Consider the following 17649-nt stretch of genomic DNA (forward strand, 5'->3'; position numbering starts at 1 on the left):
CGCACGCAGGCCCTAGGCCGCACAGGCCACATGCGCCGCAGGCTCGGCCCGGAATAGTTCGTCGACCAGACCGGCGCGACGCGCACGGGTCGCGGCCTGGTTGACGTAGCCCTTGTCGGCAATCTCGTTGGCGTCGATCGATGGCGGCTCGGCCATCAGCAGCACGCGCTTGACGCTGAGGCTTGCACCGCCGGTGGCGCGCAGGCGTTCGCGGATGGCGTCGACGACACGGGGATGGCGCACCAGTGCCTGCGCATCCAGCTCGGCCAGATCGGGGTGCAGCGCGCGGCAGGCGGCAATGTTCGGCCAGGCCAGCGCGGCCACGTAGTGCTGGTCATGGCCGCAGATCACGGCATCGTTGATCAGCGGCGCGCATTGTTCAACCAGCCCCAGCCGGACCGCGCCGACCCGCACCCAGGTGCCGTTGACCAGCTTGAAGTCCTCCACCACCCGCCCGGCAAAGCGAACGCCCCTGGCCGGATCCTCGGAATCGGCGAGGCGCACGGCATCGCCCAGGCAGAAGTAGCCCTCGTCGTCGAACGCGGCGGCGGTCAGGTCGGGGCGATTGATGTAGCCGCTGAACAGGAACGGCCCGCGCATGCGGATTTCGTAGCGGCCATCGCCTCCTTCCAGGGGTACCAGCTTGACCTCGGCGCCGGGCATCGGCACGCCGACATTGCCGGTACCTTCCGTGGGCCAGCCGCAATAGATGCCCATGCCGCTGGTTTCGGTGCAGGCCAGGCCCGAGCAGAACGTGATGCGCTCGCCGACGGTGGCTTCGGCGGCGCGGTGGATGCGGTCCCATACGTCGCGCGGCAGGCTGGCGCCGCCGTAGGCAAAGTTCACGACATTGGCAAACAGGCTGCGCGCCAGTTCTGGATCGCGTTCGATCTCGGCGGCCAGCATGGCCCAGGCGGCGGGCACGCTGGAGAAAATCGTGGGCGACACCTCACGCAGGTTCCGCACCGTGCGCGCAAACTGGCCCGGCAGCGGCCGGCCGTCGTCGATGTAGTGCGTGGCGCCAAGCGTGACGGCGCGGCTCAGGTTGAGGATGCCGCCAAGCCCGTGGTGCCAGGGCAGCCAGTCAAGGAACACTGGGTGGCGCTCCAGCAAGCCCTGGTAGGTATCGTAGAAATAGGCCGCCACTGCATGGAGGCTGCCATGGGAGAGAGCCACGCCCTTGGGGACCCCGGTTGACCCGGAAGTGAACAGCACGCGCCCGAGGTCGGCGTCGCGCACCGCAAGGTTCGCCGCCCTGGCCGCAGCGCGGCGGCCCGCGTTGAGTTCAGCGTGTGCCAGCGCAGCCCAGGCCAGCTGGCACACGCCGGCGTTGCCTGCGGCAATGACTGGCGTCCCCGGCAGGGACAATGCCGCCAGCGCTGGCGCGAACGCTTTGCCGTCCTGTACGAACAGCGCCGCAGGAGGCGTCAGTTCCGCCACACCCCGGAGGCGAATGAAGTCCTTGCTGACCAGCGAATATGCCGGCGACACCGGCGCGGTCGGCACGCCCACGTATTCTGCGGCCAGCAGCAGCACGGCCTGCTCGATCGAATTGCCGGACAGCAGCATCAGCGGCCGCTCAGGCCCCAGCCCGAGTTCCAGCAGGCGGGCCCCTACGGTTTGCACCTGGCACCACAGTTCCGCCCAGGTGATCGAGCGCCAGTCCCCATTGCCATCGCGCTCGCAGAAGGCGGCGACGGCCGGTCGGCGATCTGCCCAGTACGCCACGAAATCCGGCAGGCCGCGCTGTGCCGGTTCAGGTTGCGGTGCTGCGCTGCGCAGCACCAGGGTTCCGTCCGGGCGATGCTCGACCAGGGTCTCGCGCTCGGCGAAAACGGTGGCACGGTAACCCGCCACGGGCTGGCGCGCTGACACGGAAGTGGTCATGGGTGATGTCTCCTTAGCCCCGGCTGTCGCGCCGGTTGTCTGTGCTGCCTGTCACTGGCCGGGAAGGCATGTGTGGCTAGTGTCCTGAGTCGGAAGTTCGTTGCAGAAATAAGTCTGTCGAGAAGGTGCGCGAGCCTAGGAGCGAAGCGCAGCAAGGCTGGAGCCTTGCGAGCATTCGCGACGACGGATCGTGCAGCTTATCGGCAGACTTATGCAACGAACTTGCGATTCAGGACACTAGGGTAGATCGCCTATCGGCCGGCTGATACCACCCACGTCAGGTGGCCGGTGGCGCATGCGGCGTTAACCGCTCACAGCGGCCCGGGCAGCGTCTTCAGGCCGACCCAGAGCACCCCGATGACAACATTGACCGGCACGCAGAGCGCGCCGGGTACGTAGAAGAGCGCGGACAGCGCAGGTGCGGACAGCACCATCTCCACCACGCTGCCCAACCCATAGAAGAAGACCCCGCACCAGAGCCAGCGCCGCATGTACGTCAGCAGCCAGTGCGCGCGCGCCTTGTTGAAGTGCCAGGCCAGGGCCCGTTCGGCACGGTTGCCCCGGCTGGTGTCCCGGAACAGCCAGCTGAAGAAAAAGTAGCGGTACAGCAGGGCGCGAAAAGTCAGCTCTTGCATGATCACTCCTTTGGCCGCTGCCAGCCGGTGGAGTGCAAAGGTCACTCAAGCTTACGACGCATGCAGTTTTGACAGCGGCACGTACACCATCAGCGTACCAAAGAAGTGGCGGGAGCCGGAGCATCGGATGGCCCCACATGCCGCCAATATGATTGGCGGAAACATCCGGCCCGGGAATCGCCGCGAGCGGCAAGACTTCACCGCCCCCCCGTGTAAACCCCAATGCTTCAGCAGGCAGTTTGACAGTTTGCTGACAGCCTTCCCCCCTAGAATCTGCCCCCTTGCCAGCCGGATCGGCGACAAATGCCGGAAGCGCAGTGGCCGGCCAGCGAAACGCTCACTTCACGACAGGAAAGCAAATGGAAAACGGTGCACGCGAACAGATCCCGGCCACGCTGATTCCCGGCGACGGCATCGGCCCCGAAGTGGTGGACGCCACCGTCAGGGTGCTGGATGCGCTTGGCGCCCCGTTTGCCTGGGATCTCCGGCGCGCGGGAATGGCCGGCGTCGAGTACAGCGGCGATCCCATGCCGGAAGACACGCTGGACAGCATCCGCCGCACCGGCCTGGCCCTGAAGGGGCCGCTGACCACGCCGGTGGGTGGCGGCTTCCGCTCGGTCAATGTGCGCCTGCGCGAGGCGTTCAACCTCTATGCCAATGTGCGCCCGGCCCGCACCCTGGTGCCGGGCCGCTTCGAGGATATCGACCTGGTGCTGGTGCGCGAGAACGTCGGCGGCTTCTATGTGGCGCACGACTACTACATCCCGGTCGGCGACGACCCGCATGCGGTGGCGGTATCCACCGGCACCAACACCCGCGACGCCTGCCGGCGCATTGCCCGCTTTGCCTTCGAGTACGCGGTCAGGAACGGCCGCAAGAAGATTACGGTGGTGCACAAGGCCAATATCCTGAAGGCGCTCACCGGCATCTTCCTGGAAGCCGCGCGTGAAGTTGCCAGGGACTATGCCGGCCGCGTGGACATGGACGACATCATTGTCGATGCCTGCGCCATGCAGCTGGTGCTGAACCCGTGGCGGTTCGACATGCTGCTCTGTACCAACCTGTTCGGCGACATCCTGTCGGACCAGATCGCCGGCCTGGTTGGCGGGCTTGGCATGGCGCCGGGCGCCAACATCGGCGACCAGGCAGCGATCTTCGAGGCGGTGCACGGCTCGGCGCCCGACATCGCCGGCAAGGGCATTGCCAACCCGATCTCGCTGATGCTTGCCGCCGGCCTGATGCTCGACCACGTGGGCCGCCAGGATCTGGCCACGCGGCTGCGTTCGGCCATCGAGCTGACGCTCAGCCAGGACCAGGTGAAGACCGGCGACCTCCACGGCACGGCCTCCACGCTGCAGTTTGCCGACGCGGTAGCAAAACGCATCGCTTCCGCCAGCTGACCCACACCAGCGCGGCCCGCCTGCGGGCCCGCGCACAAGACTGCCCCCCTCCTCGGTCATTCCCTTTCCGGCACGCCCTGGCGTGCCGGCGGGACCGGCCGCGGTGTTAACCTCGTGCGCCAGACGGACGCACACACACCCGCCCCCAAGCGCCCCACGTGCCAGGGCGGCAAAGAGATACAGAAGAAGATGCTGACCCTGCTCGCCTACTCGATGGTGATCGTGTTCATGGCACTGATCATGACCAAGCGGCTCTCCGCCATGGTGGCGCTGATCCTCGTCCCGATTGCGTTCGGCGCGATCGGCGGTTTCGGCCCGGAACTCGGCCCGATGATGCTCGACGGCGTCAAGAAGCTGGCGCCGACCGGCGTGATGCTGATGTTCGCCATCCTGTATTTCGGCGTGATGATCGATGCCGGCCTGTTCGATCCGGTGGTGCGCGCCATCCTGAAGGTGGTGGGCGGCGATCCGGTCAAGATCATCATGGGCACCTTCGTGCTGGCCGTGCTGGTCTCGCTCGACGGCGACGGCTCGACCACCTACATGATCACCTGCGCCGCGATGCTTCCGCTCTACAAGCGGCTGGGCATCAGCCGGCTGGTGCTGGCCTGCGTGATCATGATGGCGGGCGGGCTGATGAATATCCTGCCCTGGGGCGGCCCGACCGCGCGTGCCGCGAGCGCGCTGGGCGTGGACGTGGGCTCGCTGTTCGTGCCGATGATCCTGCCGATGATCGTCACCGGCATGTGGGGCCTGTTCGTGGCCTTCCTGCTTGGCCGCCGCGAACGCAACCGGCTGGGCACCATCGCCATGATGGCAGCCGGGTCCGGTCACGACGGCCATGCCGCGCCGGAAGTTACCGCCGGCGATCCGCAGATTGCCAGGCCGAAGCTGCTGTGGTTCAACTTCCTGCTGACCATCGGGCTGATGGTGCTGCTGATTCTCGGCACCTTCCCGCTGCCCGCCCTGTTCATCGTCGCATCCGCGATCGCGCTGATGGTCAACTACCCGAGCCTGCACGAACAGAAGGAGCGGATCAGCGCGCATGCAGCCAACGTCGTGCCGGTGGTCTCGCTGATCTTCGCCGCCGGCATCTTCGTCGGCATCCTGTCGGGCACCAGGATGGTCGACGCGATCGCAAACAGCGTCATCAGCGCCGTGCCGGACTGGATGGGCCCTTACATGGCCATGGTGACCGGGGTACTCAGCATTCCGTTCACGTTCTTTGTCTCGAACGACGCGTTCTACTTCGGCATCCTGCCGATCCTGGCCAAGGCCGCCGCGGTCTACGGCATCGGGGCGGCGGAGATCGGACGCGCGTCGCTGATCGGGCAACAGGTTCACCTGCTGAGCCCCCTGGTCGCATCGACGTATCTGCTGGTTGGCCTGGCCGAGGTCGAGTTTGGCGATCACCAGCGCTATACGCTGCTCTGGGCGCTGTCGGCGGCCGGGGTCATGATGCTGGCTACCGTTGCCTTCGGCGTGATTCCTGTCATTGGCAGGGTTGCCTGACAGCGCGGACCCGCATCGCCGCGCCGGTCGACACCGCCGCCAAGGACCTTGACCCGGCATGCGCAGGGATCCAGACCGCCCCCCAATACATAGGCATCAACCGCACGCATCCGGCATCCCCGCGCTGCTCCGATGCACGGCTATCCCCTCTATCGGATCCAGCGGCTCGCGCCATGGGGCATGTTCCAGTGCGCGTCGCGTGTCCTGGTACCCTGCCATCCAGCGGCGCTCGATCCCGCAGGTGGAGAAGTCGATATCGCGGTGAATGTCGTTGCCGTCGAGTTGCGGCGCATCGAGCTCGACCACGTGCATGGTCGTCCCACACCCCCAGCCCAGTAGCTCCTGCACGTCGGCCTGCCCGCGTTCGCTTTCCGGAATGTGCTTGCCCAGTTCGCGGATCACATGCCGCAGGCGGTGGATCTGCCGCTGCCGCTCCAGATGGGACTCCGCCCGGCTGGAATACTGGATGTCCCGCAGCCGGCTCAATACCTGCCAGATGGAATCGGGTTCCGGGCCGCTGGCGGGCCAGAGCTGCACGGCGAAGATCAGCGAACTGCGGCGCGGGCGGTCATCAAGAACCGCTTCGAGCGGGGTGTTCGAATAGATGCCGCCGTCCCAGTATGGCTCGCCCTCGACCTGCACGGAGGGGAAGCCCGGCGGGAACGCTGCCGATGCCATCACGTGGTCGACGTTCATCGGCGCGTCGCGGTTGGTGAAGTAGCGCATGCGGCCGCTGCGGACACTGACCGTGCCGACCGTCAGCCTTGTCTGCCTGGCGTTCAGGTAGTCGAAGTCGACCAGTCTGGCCAGGGTCGCGCGCAGCGGCGAAGTGGAATAGAACGCCGCCCTGGCCAGGCCGACCGTGGCGCGTACGCCCAGCCACCAGGCATCGGGGCTTGGGGTGAAGAACGAGGGAATGCCCTGGGTCGTGATTCCCACCATCCGCAGCCAGTCCTCTAGTTGGCGAAAGCTGCTGCTCCCTCCAGCGGCGCCACGACGGGCAACGCCGTCCCAGAACTGCTTGAGCCGGGAGAGCCTCGCCTCTGGCGGATTGCCAGCGATAATGGCCCCGTTGATCGCCCCGATCGAAGTGCCGATCACCCATTCCGGCTCAAGGCCCGCCTCATGCAAGGCCTGATAGACGCCCACCTGGTAGGCACCAAGCGCGCCGCCACCTTGCAGTACCAGCACGACCTGGCCCGGTAGCCCGGCGAGCGGCGCTTCAGCTTGCGCAGGACCGGTGCCTGGTGCCTTTGTCTTCTCGCCCATTGCTCCCCCTTTTTTATCGTGGCACAGGGACGCCAACTGTTCTCCAGTATCGTCCCGCGTATCAGGACCGGCAATCGCCACTTCGCCCCGCGCGCATAAGTGTCCCATCTGGCACATCAGCCCCTGCCCGTGCTGGCACACGCCGATGGCGCGGACAAGCCCTCCGGATCTGCGCGAAAGCCGGCGGCGCGGCAGCGACCGGCGTGGCCTATGCTAGACAGACGCGGCGACCCGGCCAGGCAGCCGCGTGCCCCATCCCATTTCAAGGAGATAACCATGAGCAAGCGCTTGAGCGAAGACGGCATGGATCTGATCTTTCGCGAGGCACGCACACACAACGCATGGCTGAACCAGCCCGTGAGCGACGAGACCCTGCGGGAGCTCTATGACTTGATGAAATGGGGGCCGACCAGCGCCAACTGCTCGCCGGCGCGCATCCTGTTCCTGCGGACCCCTGAGGCCAAACAGCGCCTGTTGCCCGCGCTGGCGCCGGGCAATGTGGAGAAGACCATGGCCGCGCCGGTCACTGCCATCATCGCCTATGACGTCAAGTTCTATGAACTTCTGCCCAAGCTGTTCCCGCATGCGGACGCGCGCTCATGGTTCGCCGACACGCCGGAACTTGCGCTCACCACCGCGAGGCGGAACACGTCCCTGCAGGGCGCGTATTTCATGATTGCCGCCCGCTCGCTGGGGCTGGACTGCGGGCCGATGTCCGGCTTCGACAATGCCAAGGTCGATCACGAATTCTTTCCCGCGGACCCGAAGGAGAATGCCTTCCAGCTCGAGTATTTCCCGGACAGCCATGTGAAATCGAACTTCCTGTGCAATCTGGGCTATGGCGACCCGGCCAAGCTGTTTCCGCGCAGCCCCCGCCTGGAATTCGACGAGGCCTGCCAACTGCTCTGAAGGCGCGAGAACGTGATCCGGCGCAACAAGCCCAGCTTGCGCCGGATCAAGATATTTCCGGGTATCGGCTTGTGGATATCGAGGCGACCTTCGTCTGCAAACAGGGACGCGTCGCCAGGCCTCGGGTGGCGGCAACTCGCCGGCCCGGATGTTGTTGGCCTGCACCGAAGCCAGAGTCAGCGTCGGCATCGCCAGCGTTGGTGGCGTGCCTGCCGCATGGCAACAAACTGCGCTTCGGTCACGCCCTTGGGTCGTATTCCAGCACCGAGTCGATGATGGCGCACTCCGGGCGCCCTTCCTGATAGACCACATAGGTCACGGTCCAGGTTGCAGGGTCGACGAACGGTTGAATGGTCGGGTGCATGCTTGCCTCCCTGGAGCTCATACATTCTATTCACAAACATTATATTTTTTTATATACTACTAACAAGCAAAGTGTAGATGACCCATGGACCAGGCCCACGCAACTATCGACCTCGCCACGATGCAAGCCGCTGCGACAAACGCTTGTGCGCTGCTCAAGGTGCTGGCCAATCCGGACCGCCTGCTGCTGATGTGCCGCCTGTCCCAGGGCGAGCTGTCTGTCGGCGAACTGGAGGAACAGCTCGGCATCCGCCAGCCAACGCTGTCTCAACAACTCGGCGTGCTACGCGAGCACAGCCTGGTGACGACGCGCCGTGACGGCAAGAACATCTTCTATTCGGTAGCGAGCCCCCAGGCGCTGGCCGTCATGACGGTCCTCTATGAACAGTTCTGCGCCCCCCCAAGGACCCGACATGCAGATTGACCTCGCCAACTTCACGCCCGGCCTGTCACTGGCCGGCGGACTCATCATCGGCGCGGCGGCAGCCGTCCTGGTGCTGTTCAACGGCCGCATCGCCGGCATCAGTGGCATCTTCGGCGGCCTGCTGACCCTGCCGCGCCACGACATGGCCTGGCGCCTGGCCTTCGTCGCCGGTCTGGCCGGCGCCCCGCTGATTGCGAGCCTGCTGGGCATGCCCGCGGTTGCGGATATCCAGGCGAGCTGGGGTGAAATCCTGGCCGCCGGCTTCCTGGTGGGCCTTGGCACCCGCTACGCCAGCGGCTGCACCAGCGGCCACGGCGTATGCGGCATCTCGCGCGGCTCGATCCGCTCGCTGGTCGCCACCCTGACCTTCATGGTGGCGGGATTCCTGACGGTTTTCGTGCAACGGCACCTGATTGGAGGTTGAGATGACCGCCATTACCGCACTCCTCGCAGGCCTGCTGTTCGGCATTGGCCTGATGGTCTCCGGCATGGCCAACCCGGCCAAGGTGCTGGGCTTTCTTGACCTTGCCGGAACCTGGGACCCGTCCCTGGCTTTCGTGATGGGCGGCGCGATTGCCTTGGGCTCGCTTGCCTTCCTCATTGCCAGGCGCCGCAAGCGCTCGTTCCTGGGCTTGCCGATGCAATTGCCGGCAAGCGCGAACGTAACGCTGCGGCTGGTGCTGGGCAGCGCCACGTTCGGCATCGGCTGGGGTCTGGCAGGCTTTTGCCCGGGCCCCGCATTGGTGGCCCTGGGTGCGGGCTATCCGAAGGCTATTGGCTTCGTAGCCGCCATGGTCACCGGCATGCTCGTCTTCGAACTGATCGAGCGGACAAGGACCAGCGTGCAGCGCGCCTGAGCACCGGGCAAGCGGCCGGGAACAAGCCTCAGGCAAAGAGTCGCACTGGCCGCGTGAATGCGGACAACCGAAGAACCATACCTTGATGCAGCCTTTCCGAGGAGACAGCAGTGAGCAAATTTAGCGTGCATGCGCTGGCGGTGGCCCTGCTGGCGGCGGCAAGTGTGCCAGCGGTGGCCCAGTCGCCAGGCGTGCCCATGTCCGTGCCTGACGAGGCCACGATTCCCAAGGGACCGATGGGAGATGCCATCAAGCGTGGCAAGGCGTTGCTGACGGATACCCACAAGCAACTTCCGAACAATGTTGGCAATGGATTGAACTGCACGAGCTGTCACCTGAACGCCGGGACAACCGCTTATGCATCGCCGTGGGTAGGCCTCGCCGGCGCATTTCCGGAATACCGCTCGCGCAGCGGCAAGATCATCTCGCTGCAGGAGCGTGTCAACGACTGCTTCCAGCGCTCGATGAACGGCAAGCCGCTGCCGTTCGACTCGGCCGAAATGAACGCCATCATGGCGTACATGAAGTGGCTGTCCACGGGTGTCCCGACCGGCACCAACGTGACCGGGCGAGGTTTCGAGAAGATTGATACGTCCCTGAAGCCAGACCCGGTCCATGGCAAGGCCATCTACAACGCGCAATGCGCGTCCTGCCACGGCGCCGAAGGCCAGGGCACCAGTAACCCACAAGGCGGCTATGTCTTCCCTCCGGTCTGGGGCAAGGACTCGTTCAACGTGGGAGCCGGGATGGCGCGCATGTACACGGCGGCGGCGTTTGTGAAGCACAACATGCCGCTCGGCCAGGGCGGCAAGCTATCCGCCCAGGAAGCGGTCGATGTCGCCGCTTATTTCACGCAGCAGCCGCGGCCAGATTACGCGGCACGGGCGAATGACTGGCCCAAGGGAGACCGGCCAAAGGATGCGCGCTAGTTTCAGTCGGGTGCGGGCGGCGTCATCGGTCGGCACGAGATCGGGCTGCATCAGGGTCCGGCATGTTGACGACCAAACATTCGACACAGGCTATGTCTCAATGGGGCGATCACCCTCTCCTGGAAGACGACGGATACGAGAAGGGTCACGAGCAGATAGGCCGGATAGTAATAAAGCCGTGGCCGAGCCAGGTTTACTGCCTGTACACATTCGTGCACCCTGTGGACGCAGGCCAGGAGCGGGTATTTTATTTCGAGTGTCTTTTGAATTTTTATAAACAGGATGAAAAGCGGCCATTGGATGGCGAATATTGACAAAGACGCGTTGCCCAGGCGCTTGCTCCAGCCTACCGTTCGTTGCGACGCTTCCTGCAGCACCGGGAAAGACAGGTAAAAGAAGAACAGCGTTGACAACGACCATGCCGCGAGGTTGAAGGTCGCGTAAAACGGATTCCACGCCTGCAGCAACGTGGCTTGCATTATTAAATTTGTAGCCAGCTCTACCGGGCTCATCGTGTGCCGAGGCGGCGGCGTCGAATCCACCCAACTTAGATCAACGGCGTATATATGGGAACCCAAAGACACCAACCCGACTGTCAGAAGCAGCGTAATAATGTGTATGGGATAAATATTGAAAAATCGGTTCAGGATGAATACAAACGCCGGAACTCTTAATTCCCTGTCGGCACTCGCCCCGACATAAACATGCGCCAGAATGAATCCGGATAACATGAAGAAGGTACTGGTCACATATCCGTCGAATTTAAAGATACCGGCCAGCGGAATCGTTTCGACACCGGGATATCCCAAAAGCGTGTGAAAAAGGACAAGATAGCAGGCAAGCGAAAAACGCAGACAATCCAGGCCCGGCAGATTCTTTTGCAGTCAGCCCTCCCGCTCCCTGACGCCGCGCGTGTGTGGTTGGCTGCACAGCCGGCGTGGCGACCTCGCTGGTGGGCTACCACTTCCGATCGAAGAATGACCTGCTCTACGCTACGTACCGCTACATTCACGACCGGTTCGCAAGAGACATCATGGCCGCCAGCGTACCGTCGCAAAGCACGGGATTGCAGGCCGGCCTGGATCTTGTCATCGACACCCCTGCCGTCCCGAAGCCAGCTTACGTTGCATCCCTTGAAGCCGTCGTGGCCTCCGCCTATGAAGCGGGCATGACGGATCTGGCCTGGAAAACCCGGATGACGCGCGGCGTGTACTACCTGCATCCGCGCTGGGGGGCCGATTCGCGGTTAGGCGATGTGGATTTCACTGTGCACGCACTATCAATCTGGACGCTGGGGGCCACCTTGCTCGCCGAGTCGTGTTGCCGGCCGCCCTCAACGATCGCCTACCTGCGCAGCCGCTTCGCCGAAGCCGAGCGCATTTTTCCGAATGTAGGAGACGCCGGGAAGAACTAGGGCCTGTTCACAATTGAAACGTGCGCCGCGTATCCCCCTTGCCCCCGTCCCGGTCTTCCAATCTCACATCCTGGACCGAATATTTCGCTGCGGGTTAGCGCGAAAGGATCCTTCGAGATACTTCATCGTCTGCCGCAACCTCATGAAGGCATGACAGGAAGTCCGGGACTGGCCGATGGAATAAACCCGACCTGTCAGCCGTTTACTAAGATGGCAGCACAGAGTCCGCTCAGGCCAGGCGCGCCCGGGGGCCTTGCCGGTGAGCCGTCACGCCCCGCAATTCCCGGGCCTCCATGGCCGGCGCCGGATGCGTGAATTTGGTATCAAGACGGGAGACACATCATGAACGGGCGCAGGCTTTGCAAGATCGCCCTGGCATTGGTAGCAGGAGCGGCGATGGCCGCCGGAGGTCCGGCGCTGGCCGGCGGTCGCGGCGGCGGTCATGGTGGCGGCGGTGGCATGCACGGCGGCGGCTTTCACGGCGGCGGCTTTCACGGTCACGATGGCTTTCACCATGACGGCTTTCACCATGATGGTTTTCACCATGGGCGCGCGCACGTGGCATTCTTTGTAGGCGGCGGCTGGCCGGGCTGGTGGGGATATCCATACTACGGCTGGCCATACCCCGATTCCTACGCCGCTTACTACGCGCCCGCGGCGCAATACATCGAGCTAGGCGATGGGTCGGTGGATGCCTCGGCGAACGCGTGGTGGTACCGCTGCGACCAGCCCAGCGGCTATTACCCGTACATCAAGAACTGTCCGGGTGGCTGGCAAACGGAGCCGGCCCAGCCATCGCCGTAGTGCGGAGGTACTGATGAAGCCGCGTTGCATTCCCCTCCTGATATCGGCCGCGCTCGTTGTGGGCGCCTGTACTGCCATGCCGTCGGGCCCCAGCGTGATGGTGCTCCCGGGCAGTAACAAGTCGTTCGACCAGTTTCTCGGTGATGACCACAACTGCCGCCAGTTCGCGCTGGGCAGGGTCGGCGGTGTGAGCTCGCAGCAAGCCTCTGACACGGCGGCGGCGAGCAGTTCGGCGGGCGGTGCCAGCGCTTCAGGCGACTCTGGATACAGTGCGCAGTACCAATACGACGCTGCCTACATTCAGTGTATGTACGCCAGAGGACACCGGGTTCCGGCCTACGGCCCGATGCTCGGGGCGCCGCCCGCGACGCCACCAGCCAACTACAAGCCCTACTCCCCGCCGCCGGCACCGCAAGGGTACGCCCCCTGAGCATTCTGGCGATTCTTCCCGGCAATTGACGCAAGGACGGCTGCAAGATCGGCGCGACGGCGCCTGCCGCCGTTTGGGTCCGGTTGAAGGCTTTGGCCGAACGTCGGTCGTTCACAGAGCGGCGTCCAAATTGCGGCTGTGTGTACTAGGACACGATACAGATTTGTATTTTTGCATGCCTATTACAGAATCTGACAAGCTAAAGCAGTCGGCGACCTCTTCGCCGAACGGTCACGTCCGATGTCTTACAGGGAGGACAGCACGATGTCCGTTCGCACACTCAGGAAGGCATTTGGTGCTACTGCGGCGGCGGCGCTCATAAGCCTTGCGCTGGTCGGCCTGGCGCAGGCCGCGGACCTTAAACTGGCCATGAGTTCGGCGCCGACCTCCATGGACCCGCACTTCTACAACGTCTACGCGAACAACAACGTGGCCGCGCATATTTTCGATACGGTGGTGTCGAGGGACGCGGACAGCCGCATCATCCCGAGTCTTGCTGAATCCTGGAAGCTGGTCGACGACCTGACCTGGGAATTCAAGATCCGCAAGGGCGTGAAATTCCATGACGGCTCAGAGCTGACCACCGAGGACATTGTCTGGTCGCTGGAGCGCCCGGCCACCATCCAGAACAGCCCCGGCAAGTTCGACGTCTATACCAAGGCGATCGTCAACAAAAAGGTGATCGACAGGTACACCATCCAGCTGACCACCGACCAGCCATACCCGCTGATGTTGAGCGACCTCACGGCGATCTCGATCGTACAGAAGAAGGCCACGCAGGGGCTGGCCTCTGACGATTTTGCCCGCGGCAAGGGGATGATCGGCACGGGGCCGTTCAAGTTCGTCAGCTATGCGCGCGATGACCGGGTCGAGCTGGTGCGCAACAACGACTATTGGGGCCCCAGGCCGGCATGGGAAGCGGTAACGCTGCGCTTCATCCCCAATCCGGCCACGCGCCTGGCGGCGCTGCTGTCGGGCGAAGTGCAGGCCATCGAGAACCTGCCCACGCCCGACCTGCCCAAGGTGCGCAACGATCCCAGGTTGTCGTTCTTTTCCAAGATCTCGCACCGCGTGATCTACCTGTACTTCGATGCCAAGCGTGACAAGTCGCCCTATGTGACGACCCGCGACGGCCAGCCGATGGACAAGAACCCGCTGAAGGATGCGCGGGTGCGCATTGCCATCAGCATGGCGATCAACCGCCAGGGCATCAAGGACCACCTGATGGAAGGCCTGTCCGAGCCGACCAACAACCTGGTGCCGCCCACGCTGTTCGGCTACAACCCGAACCTGAAGACGGTCAAGTACGACCCCGAGGGCGCCAGGAAACTGCTGGCCGAAGCCGGATACCCCAACGGCTTCGGCGTGACGCTCCATACTCCGAACAACCGCTATGTCAACGACGAGAAGATTGCCGAGACCATTGCGCAGAACCTCACGCGCATTGGCCTCGTGACCAGGGTGGAAGGCATGCCGATGGCCATGTACTCGTCCAGGGGCATCAGGCACGAATGGTCGTTCGGTCTGCTCGGCTGGGGCGCGCAGACCGGCGAGGTCAGCTCGCCGCTGCGCGCGTTGCTGGCCTGCGAAGACAACAAGAGGGGCTTTGGGACATTCAACTGGGGCGAATACTGTAATCCCAAGATGGATGTCGTGATGGAGAAGGCGCTGGCAACCGTGGATGACAACGAGCGCTCCAGGCTGCTGCAGGAGGCCACCGCGATCGCGATCAACGATGGCGGTATCATCCCGATCCACCAGCAGGTGACTACCTGGGCCGCGAGGAAGGGCATTGTCTATGTGCCCCGTACCGACGAGCGGACCCTCGCAAACTACTTCAAGCCGCAGTAGGCGACAAGCGCACAGGGCTGGCGAACCGGTGCCGGCGCAAGCATCGGTAATCGATCCCCCTGCCGACGTTTGTTCCCATCGAGACGCGGGCAGGCAGTAAGATGAGCGCTCTCTCCCTCAATTGGAAGTACCGCAATGCAAGTACTGGTTGACGCAGACGCCTGCCCGGTTGTCGTCAAGGAAATGTTGTATCGGGCCGCGCAGCGTGTCGAAGTGTGCGTCACACTGGTGGCGAACCAGTATTTGCGCACGCCGCCTTCCCGCTTTATCAAGGCACTGCAAGTGCCGGCGGGTTTCGATGCCGCCGATGCGCGCATCGTCGAGCTGGCCAGCAATGGTGACCTCGTGATTACGGCGGACATACCGCTTGCCGCCGCTGCCCTCGACAAGGGCGCCTGTGTGCTCGACCCACGAGGAAGCTGGTTTACCCGCGAGAATATCCAGGAGCGCCTGACCATGCGCGAGGTGATGGACCAGCTCCGCGGCTCGGGTGTCGATACCGGCGGTCCGGCACCGTACACCCAGCAGGATAGCAAGGCATTCGCCGGCCAGCTGGATCGGTTCCTGGCACGCCATGCGCCGCCAGGTTCGGTCGCCTGAAGCCGAAGCATTGCATCAGTCCCCCAAGGATTCGGGCTTCCAAGTGGCAGTGCGCTCAGTTGCGGCCGGCATTGGCCGCGCCAGACCGGTAGCGCAGCAGATGGTCGGTGCCGGATTCGGACAGCCAGACTTCTCCCGGGCGGCCCATCATCTGGCGTACGTTCGCGTGAGGGCGCGGTAGCGTGAACACGTCGAATCGCTCGGCGCGCGGGTCGAAGCGCACCAGCGCATTGGCGCTCCATTCGCTAAGCCAGACGATGTCCCGGTCGTCGACAAAGATCGCATAGGCATGCGGGTCGCGGCCGGGCAGCCGCCATTCGCGCCATTGATGCGTTGCCGGGTCGAACACACCGACTTTCCCGGCGCGCCACTCGCTGACCCAGATGCGCCCTTTCGAATCGGCCCATACGCGTCGTGCACCCTGATCTGGCGTCGGCGGCTCGATGACCTGCGCCGCGCCGCTGGCGGGATCGATGCGGCCCAGATAGCTGCCGGCCAGTGACGCGAAGTACAGGCTGCCGTCAGGGCTCACGCAGATGCCGTAGGGGCCGGGCCCGCGCGGCGCATCGAATACGCGCATGCTGCCGCTCGCCGGGTCGAGCTCGCCGTAGATGCCGCTTTGCCCGGTGAACCAGAGGTGCCCTTGCTTGTCGAACACCGCTGTATTCAGATTGGCGTTCGGCCGGTCCTTCGGTAGCGGGAAACGCGTCACGGCAAGTGTCTTCGGGTCGACACGCACGATCGCATTCTGGCCGCCGTCAGTGATCCACGCCGCCCCATCGGGACCGACGATCACGCCGTGCGGCGCCGACCCTGCGCCAAGCTGCACCCTGTCGGCCTTGCCGCTGCGCGGGTCCAGTCGCCCGGCCGCGCCCTGTGCCTGCGCGGTGTACCACACCGTGCCGTCGGGCGCCGGCGCGACGTCGTGCGGCGCACTGCCTGCGGGAACGGCAAAGGTCTCGAACAACGGAGACTGCGCCTGTGCCGAAGCCACTGCGAGCAAGACGCTCACGAGGGCCGCCGATGCACGTAACAGGGCCTGCATGGACCCAGGAATCCTGCCCACCGCTGCCGTAAACCTTGATTTCTCGACTTCCAGCATGTCTGCCTCCATGGCCGAGGATGCGTCGCAAGGTGCGCCGACGGCTTCATTGTTGCACTGATCCTGACCGGTGGGCCAGCCCTCTTGCCCCCAGCGGAGTCATACTGCCCAATAAGCATGTCCGGACGCCGGCGTCCGTTGATTACCTGTCAGGCGTCCAAACGGAGGCAAACGATGACACGAGTTCGCGTTGAGGGCTTCACCATCTCGCTCGACGGATACGGGGCAGGTCCGAATCAAGACATCGACAATCCGCTCGGCGTTGGCGGGGCGGAACTGCACCAGTGGCTAGTCCCGACACGTACGTTCCAGCGGGCCTTGTTCGGCAAGGACGGCGGTACGACCGGGGTTGACGATGATTTCGCCGCCCGTGGCTTTCAGAATGTTGGAGCCTGGATTCTTGGGAGGAACATGTTCGGACCCATTCGCGGGGACTGGCCGGACACAAACTGGAAAGGCTGGTGGGGAGATAATCCGCCGTATCACGTTCCAGTCTTCATCCTGACCCATCATGCTCGTCCCCCCATCAAGATGGAAGGCGACACGACGTTCCAGTTCATAACAGGAGGGATTCGAGAAGCGCTCGACCGTGCGCGCGAGGCCGCTACCGGAATGGACGTGCGGATCGGCGGTGGCCCGGGCACAATCCAGCAGTATCTTCGCGCGGGCCTCGTTGATGAACTGCACATTGCTATCGCGCCGGTCCTGCTCGGCCGGGGAGAATCGCTGTTCGAAGGGGTTGACTTGCGGGCTCTGGGATATGAATGCGTTCAATCCGTAGCGTCAGAAAAGGCCACGCATGTCATCCTACGGCGCCAAGGGTACACGGACACCACCACTCGCTGAAGGCCGACGTCCCTGACTGGCCGCGCTAACGGACAACGCCCACGCCTTGGAACGCGAGGTGATGATGTTAACCCATGAGTCCGACGCAGCCCGACGACAATCTGGCGGCATTCACCGAAGGATGGTCAAGTACTGCCTGGAACTCACAGTGCGGCCGCTCAGGGAATCAATTCCACCCTCTCACCGCTACAACGGTGGACGGCCGGGTCGAGTTCCACACGAGGCAGGCCAGGCGCGAACGCCATGGAGATGCCGCCGACCAGGAGCGCAGCAGCCGAGGGAAGATGTAATCTCCGTGCCAGCAATTCTAGGCAGAGGATCGCAACGAGGTACAGGATGATCAGCTTGAACGTCAGGACAGGAGCCATTTGCAGCGCCCGATCCAATAACGGCGACAGAAGGCTACGTTAGTTCGAG

19 protein-coding genes are annotated in these 17649 nt (G+C 64.0%); 13 read left to right on the top strand and 6 right to left on the bottom strand.

Translation table 11 applies throughout. The features are described 5' to 3' along the window. Positions 1-12: 12 nt before the first annotated feature. Together ACZ5MJ_RS20835 and ACZ5MJ_RS20840 are read right to left on the bottom strand one after the other, a co-directional pair. A complete protein-coding gene (locus tag ACZ5MJ_RS20835) occupies positions 13-1887 on the bottom strand; it encodes a feruloyl-CoA synthase (protein WP_464225524.1) in 1875 nt (624 codons plus the stop codon). 311 nt (positions 1888-2198) lie between these two features. After that, positions 2199-2522: a hypothetical protein gene (locus ACZ5MJ_RS20840; RefSeq protein WP_464225525.1), complete on the bottom strand. Its 324-nt coding sequence runs from the start codon at positions 2520-2522 to the stop codon at positions 2199-2201. Positions 2523-2881: 359 nt separating this feature from the next. Between ACZ5MJ_RS20840 and ACZ5MJ_RS20845 the strand changes: the two genes are divergently transcribed. Next, entirely contained in the window at positions 2882-3922 is a 1041-nt protein-coding gene (locus ACZ5MJ_RS20845) for an isocitrate/isopropylmalate dehydrogenase family protein (protein WP_464225526.1), read from the top strand. A gap of 189 nt (positions 3923-4111) precedes the next feature. Further along, positions 4112-5434 (top strand): CitMHS family transporter, encoded by a 1323-nt coding sequence (locus ACZ5MJ_RS20850; protein WP_464225527.1) that lies wholly within the window; start codon positions 4112-4114, stop codon positions 5432-5434. A gap of 96 nt (positions 5435-5530) precedes the next feature. Here the strand turns inward: ACZ5MJ_RS20850 and ACZ5MJ_RS20855 are convergent, their stop codons facing one another. Continuing rightward, on the bottom strand, positions 5531-6703 hold the full coding sequence (locus ACZ5MJ_RS20855) for a patatin-like phospholipase family protein (RefSeq protein ID WP_464225528.1): 1173 nt from the start codon (positions 6701-6703) through the stop codon (positions 5531-5533). 276 nt (positions 6704-6979) lie between these two features. Between ACZ5MJ_RS20855 and ACZ5MJ_RS20860 the strand changes: the two genes are divergently transcribed. Further along, positions 6980-7612, top strand: a complete 633-nt coding sequence (locus tag ACZ5MJ_RS20860; RefSeq protein WP_464225529.1) for a malonic semialdehyde reductase — start codon at positions 6980-6982, stop codon at positions 7610-7612. Positions 7613-7850: 238 nt separating this feature from the next. On the opposite strand, the gene ACZ5MJ_RS20865 is transcribed toward ACZ5MJ_RS20860, so the two are convergent. Beyond that, positions 7851-7976 carry a hypothetical protein gene (locus ACZ5MJ_RS20865; RefSeq protein ID WP_464225531.1) on the bottom strand — a complete coding sequence of 42 codons (126 nt, stop codon included), beginning with the start codon at positions 7974-7976 and terminating at the stop codon, positions 7851-7853. A gap of 84 nt (positions 7977-8060) precedes the next feature. On the opposite strand from ACZ5MJ_RS20865, the gene ACZ5MJ_RS20870 reads away from it, so the two are divergent. The 4 genes from ACZ5MJ_RS20870 to ACZ5MJ_RS20885 all read left to right on the top strand — a co-directional run bounded on the left by ACZ5MJ_RS20870 (position 8061) and on the right by ACZ5MJ_RS20885 (position 10185). Further along, positions 8061-8399, top strand: a complete 339-nt coding sequence (locus ACZ5MJ_RS20870; protein WP_464225532.1) for a metalloregulator ArsR/SmtB family transcription factor — start codon at positions 8061-8063, stop codon at positions 8397-8399. After that, positions 8389-8823, top strand: a complete 435-nt coding sequence (locus tag ACZ5MJ_RS20875; protein ID WP_464225533.1) for a YeeE/YedE family protein — start codon at positions 8389-8391, stop codon at positions 8821-8823. The genes ACZ5MJ_RS20870 and ACZ5MJ_RS20875 overlap by 11 nt, the downstream gene beginning before the upstream one ends. Position 8824: 1 nt before the next feature. Then, positions 8825-9256, top strand: coding sequence for a DUF6691 family protein (locus ACZ5MJ_RS20880; protein ID WP_464225534.1), 432 nt, complete (start codon positions 8825-8827; stop codon positions 9254-9256). Between the two features lie 125 nt (positions 9257-9381). Continuing rightward, the gene (locus ACZ5MJ_RS20885) at positions 9382-10185 is read left to right on the top strand and encodes a c-type cytochrome (RefSeq protein WP_464225535.1); all 804 of its coding nucleotides are present in this window, start codon (positions 9382-9384) and stop codon (positions 10183-10185) included. Positions 10186-10235: 50 nt separating this feature from the next. Here the strand turns inward: ACZ5MJ_RS20885 and ACZ5MJ_RS20890 are convergent, their stop codons facing one another. Then, a complete protein-coding gene (locus ACZ5MJ_RS20890; protein ID WP_464225536.1) occupies positions 10236-10994 on the bottom strand; it encodes an acyltransferase family protein in 759 nt (252 codons plus the stop codon). Positions 10995-11122: 128 nt separating this feature from the next. Here ACZ5MJ_RS20890 and ACZ5MJ_RS20895 point away from each other — a divergent pair, with 128 nt between their 5' ends. The 5 genes from ACZ5MJ_RS20895 to ACZ5MJ_RS20915 all read left to right on the top strand — a co-directional run bounded on the left by ACZ5MJ_RS20895 (position 11123) and on the right by ACZ5MJ_RS20915 (position 15284). Beyond that, entirely contained in the window at positions 11123-11599 is a 477-nt protein-coding gene (locus tag ACZ5MJ_RS20895) for a hypothetical protein (protein ID WP_464225537.1), read from the top strand. 342 nt (positions 11600-11941) lie between these two features. After that, positions 11942-12403, top strand: a complete 462-nt coding sequence (locus ACZ5MJ_RS20900) for a hypothetical protein (RefSeq protein WP_464225538.1) — start codon at positions 11942-11944, stop codon at positions 12401-12403. Positions 12404-12416: 13 nt separating this feature from the next. Next, positions 12417-12833, top strand: a complete 417-nt coding sequence (locus ACZ5MJ_RS20905; RefSeq protein ID WP_464225539.1) for a glycine zipper family protein — start codon at positions 12417-12419, stop codon at positions 12831-12833. A gap of 264 nt (positions 12834-13097) precedes the next feature. Beyond that, positions 13098-14684, top strand: coding sequence for an ABC transporter substrate-binding protein (locus tag ACZ5MJ_RS20910; RefSeq protein WP_464225540.1), 1587 nt, complete (start codon positions 13098-13100; stop codon positions 14682-14684). Positions 14685-14819: 135 nt separating this feature from the next. Continuing rightward, a complete protein-coding gene (locus ACZ5MJ_RS20915; RefSeq protein ID WP_464225543.1) occupies positions 14820-15284 on the top strand; it encodes a YaiI/YqxD family protein in 465 nt (154 codons plus the stop codon). Between the two features lie 55 nt (positions 15285-15339). Here the strand turns inward: ACZ5MJ_RS20915 and ACZ5MJ_RS20920 are convergent, their stop codons facing one another. Next, positions 15340-16386: a Vgb family protein gene (locus ACZ5MJ_RS20920; protein WP_464225544.1), complete on the bottom strand. Its 1047-nt coding sequence runs from the start codon at positions 16384-16386 to the stop codon at positions 15340-15342. A 174-nt stretch (positions 16387-16560) separates the two neighbouring features. Between ACZ5MJ_RS20920 and ACZ5MJ_RS20925 the strand changes: the two genes are divergently transcribed. Beyond that, positions 16561-17232 carry a dihydrofolate reductase family protein gene (locus ACZ5MJ_RS20925; RefSeq protein ID WP_464225545.1) on the top strand — a complete coding sequence of 224 codons (672 nt, stop codon included), beginning with the start codon at positions 16561-16563 and terminating at the stop codon, positions 17230-17232. Positions 17233-17649: the final 417 nt, after the last annotated feature.

The sequence above is a fragment of the Cupriavidus sp. LA-1 genome (genome assembly GCF_055385985.1).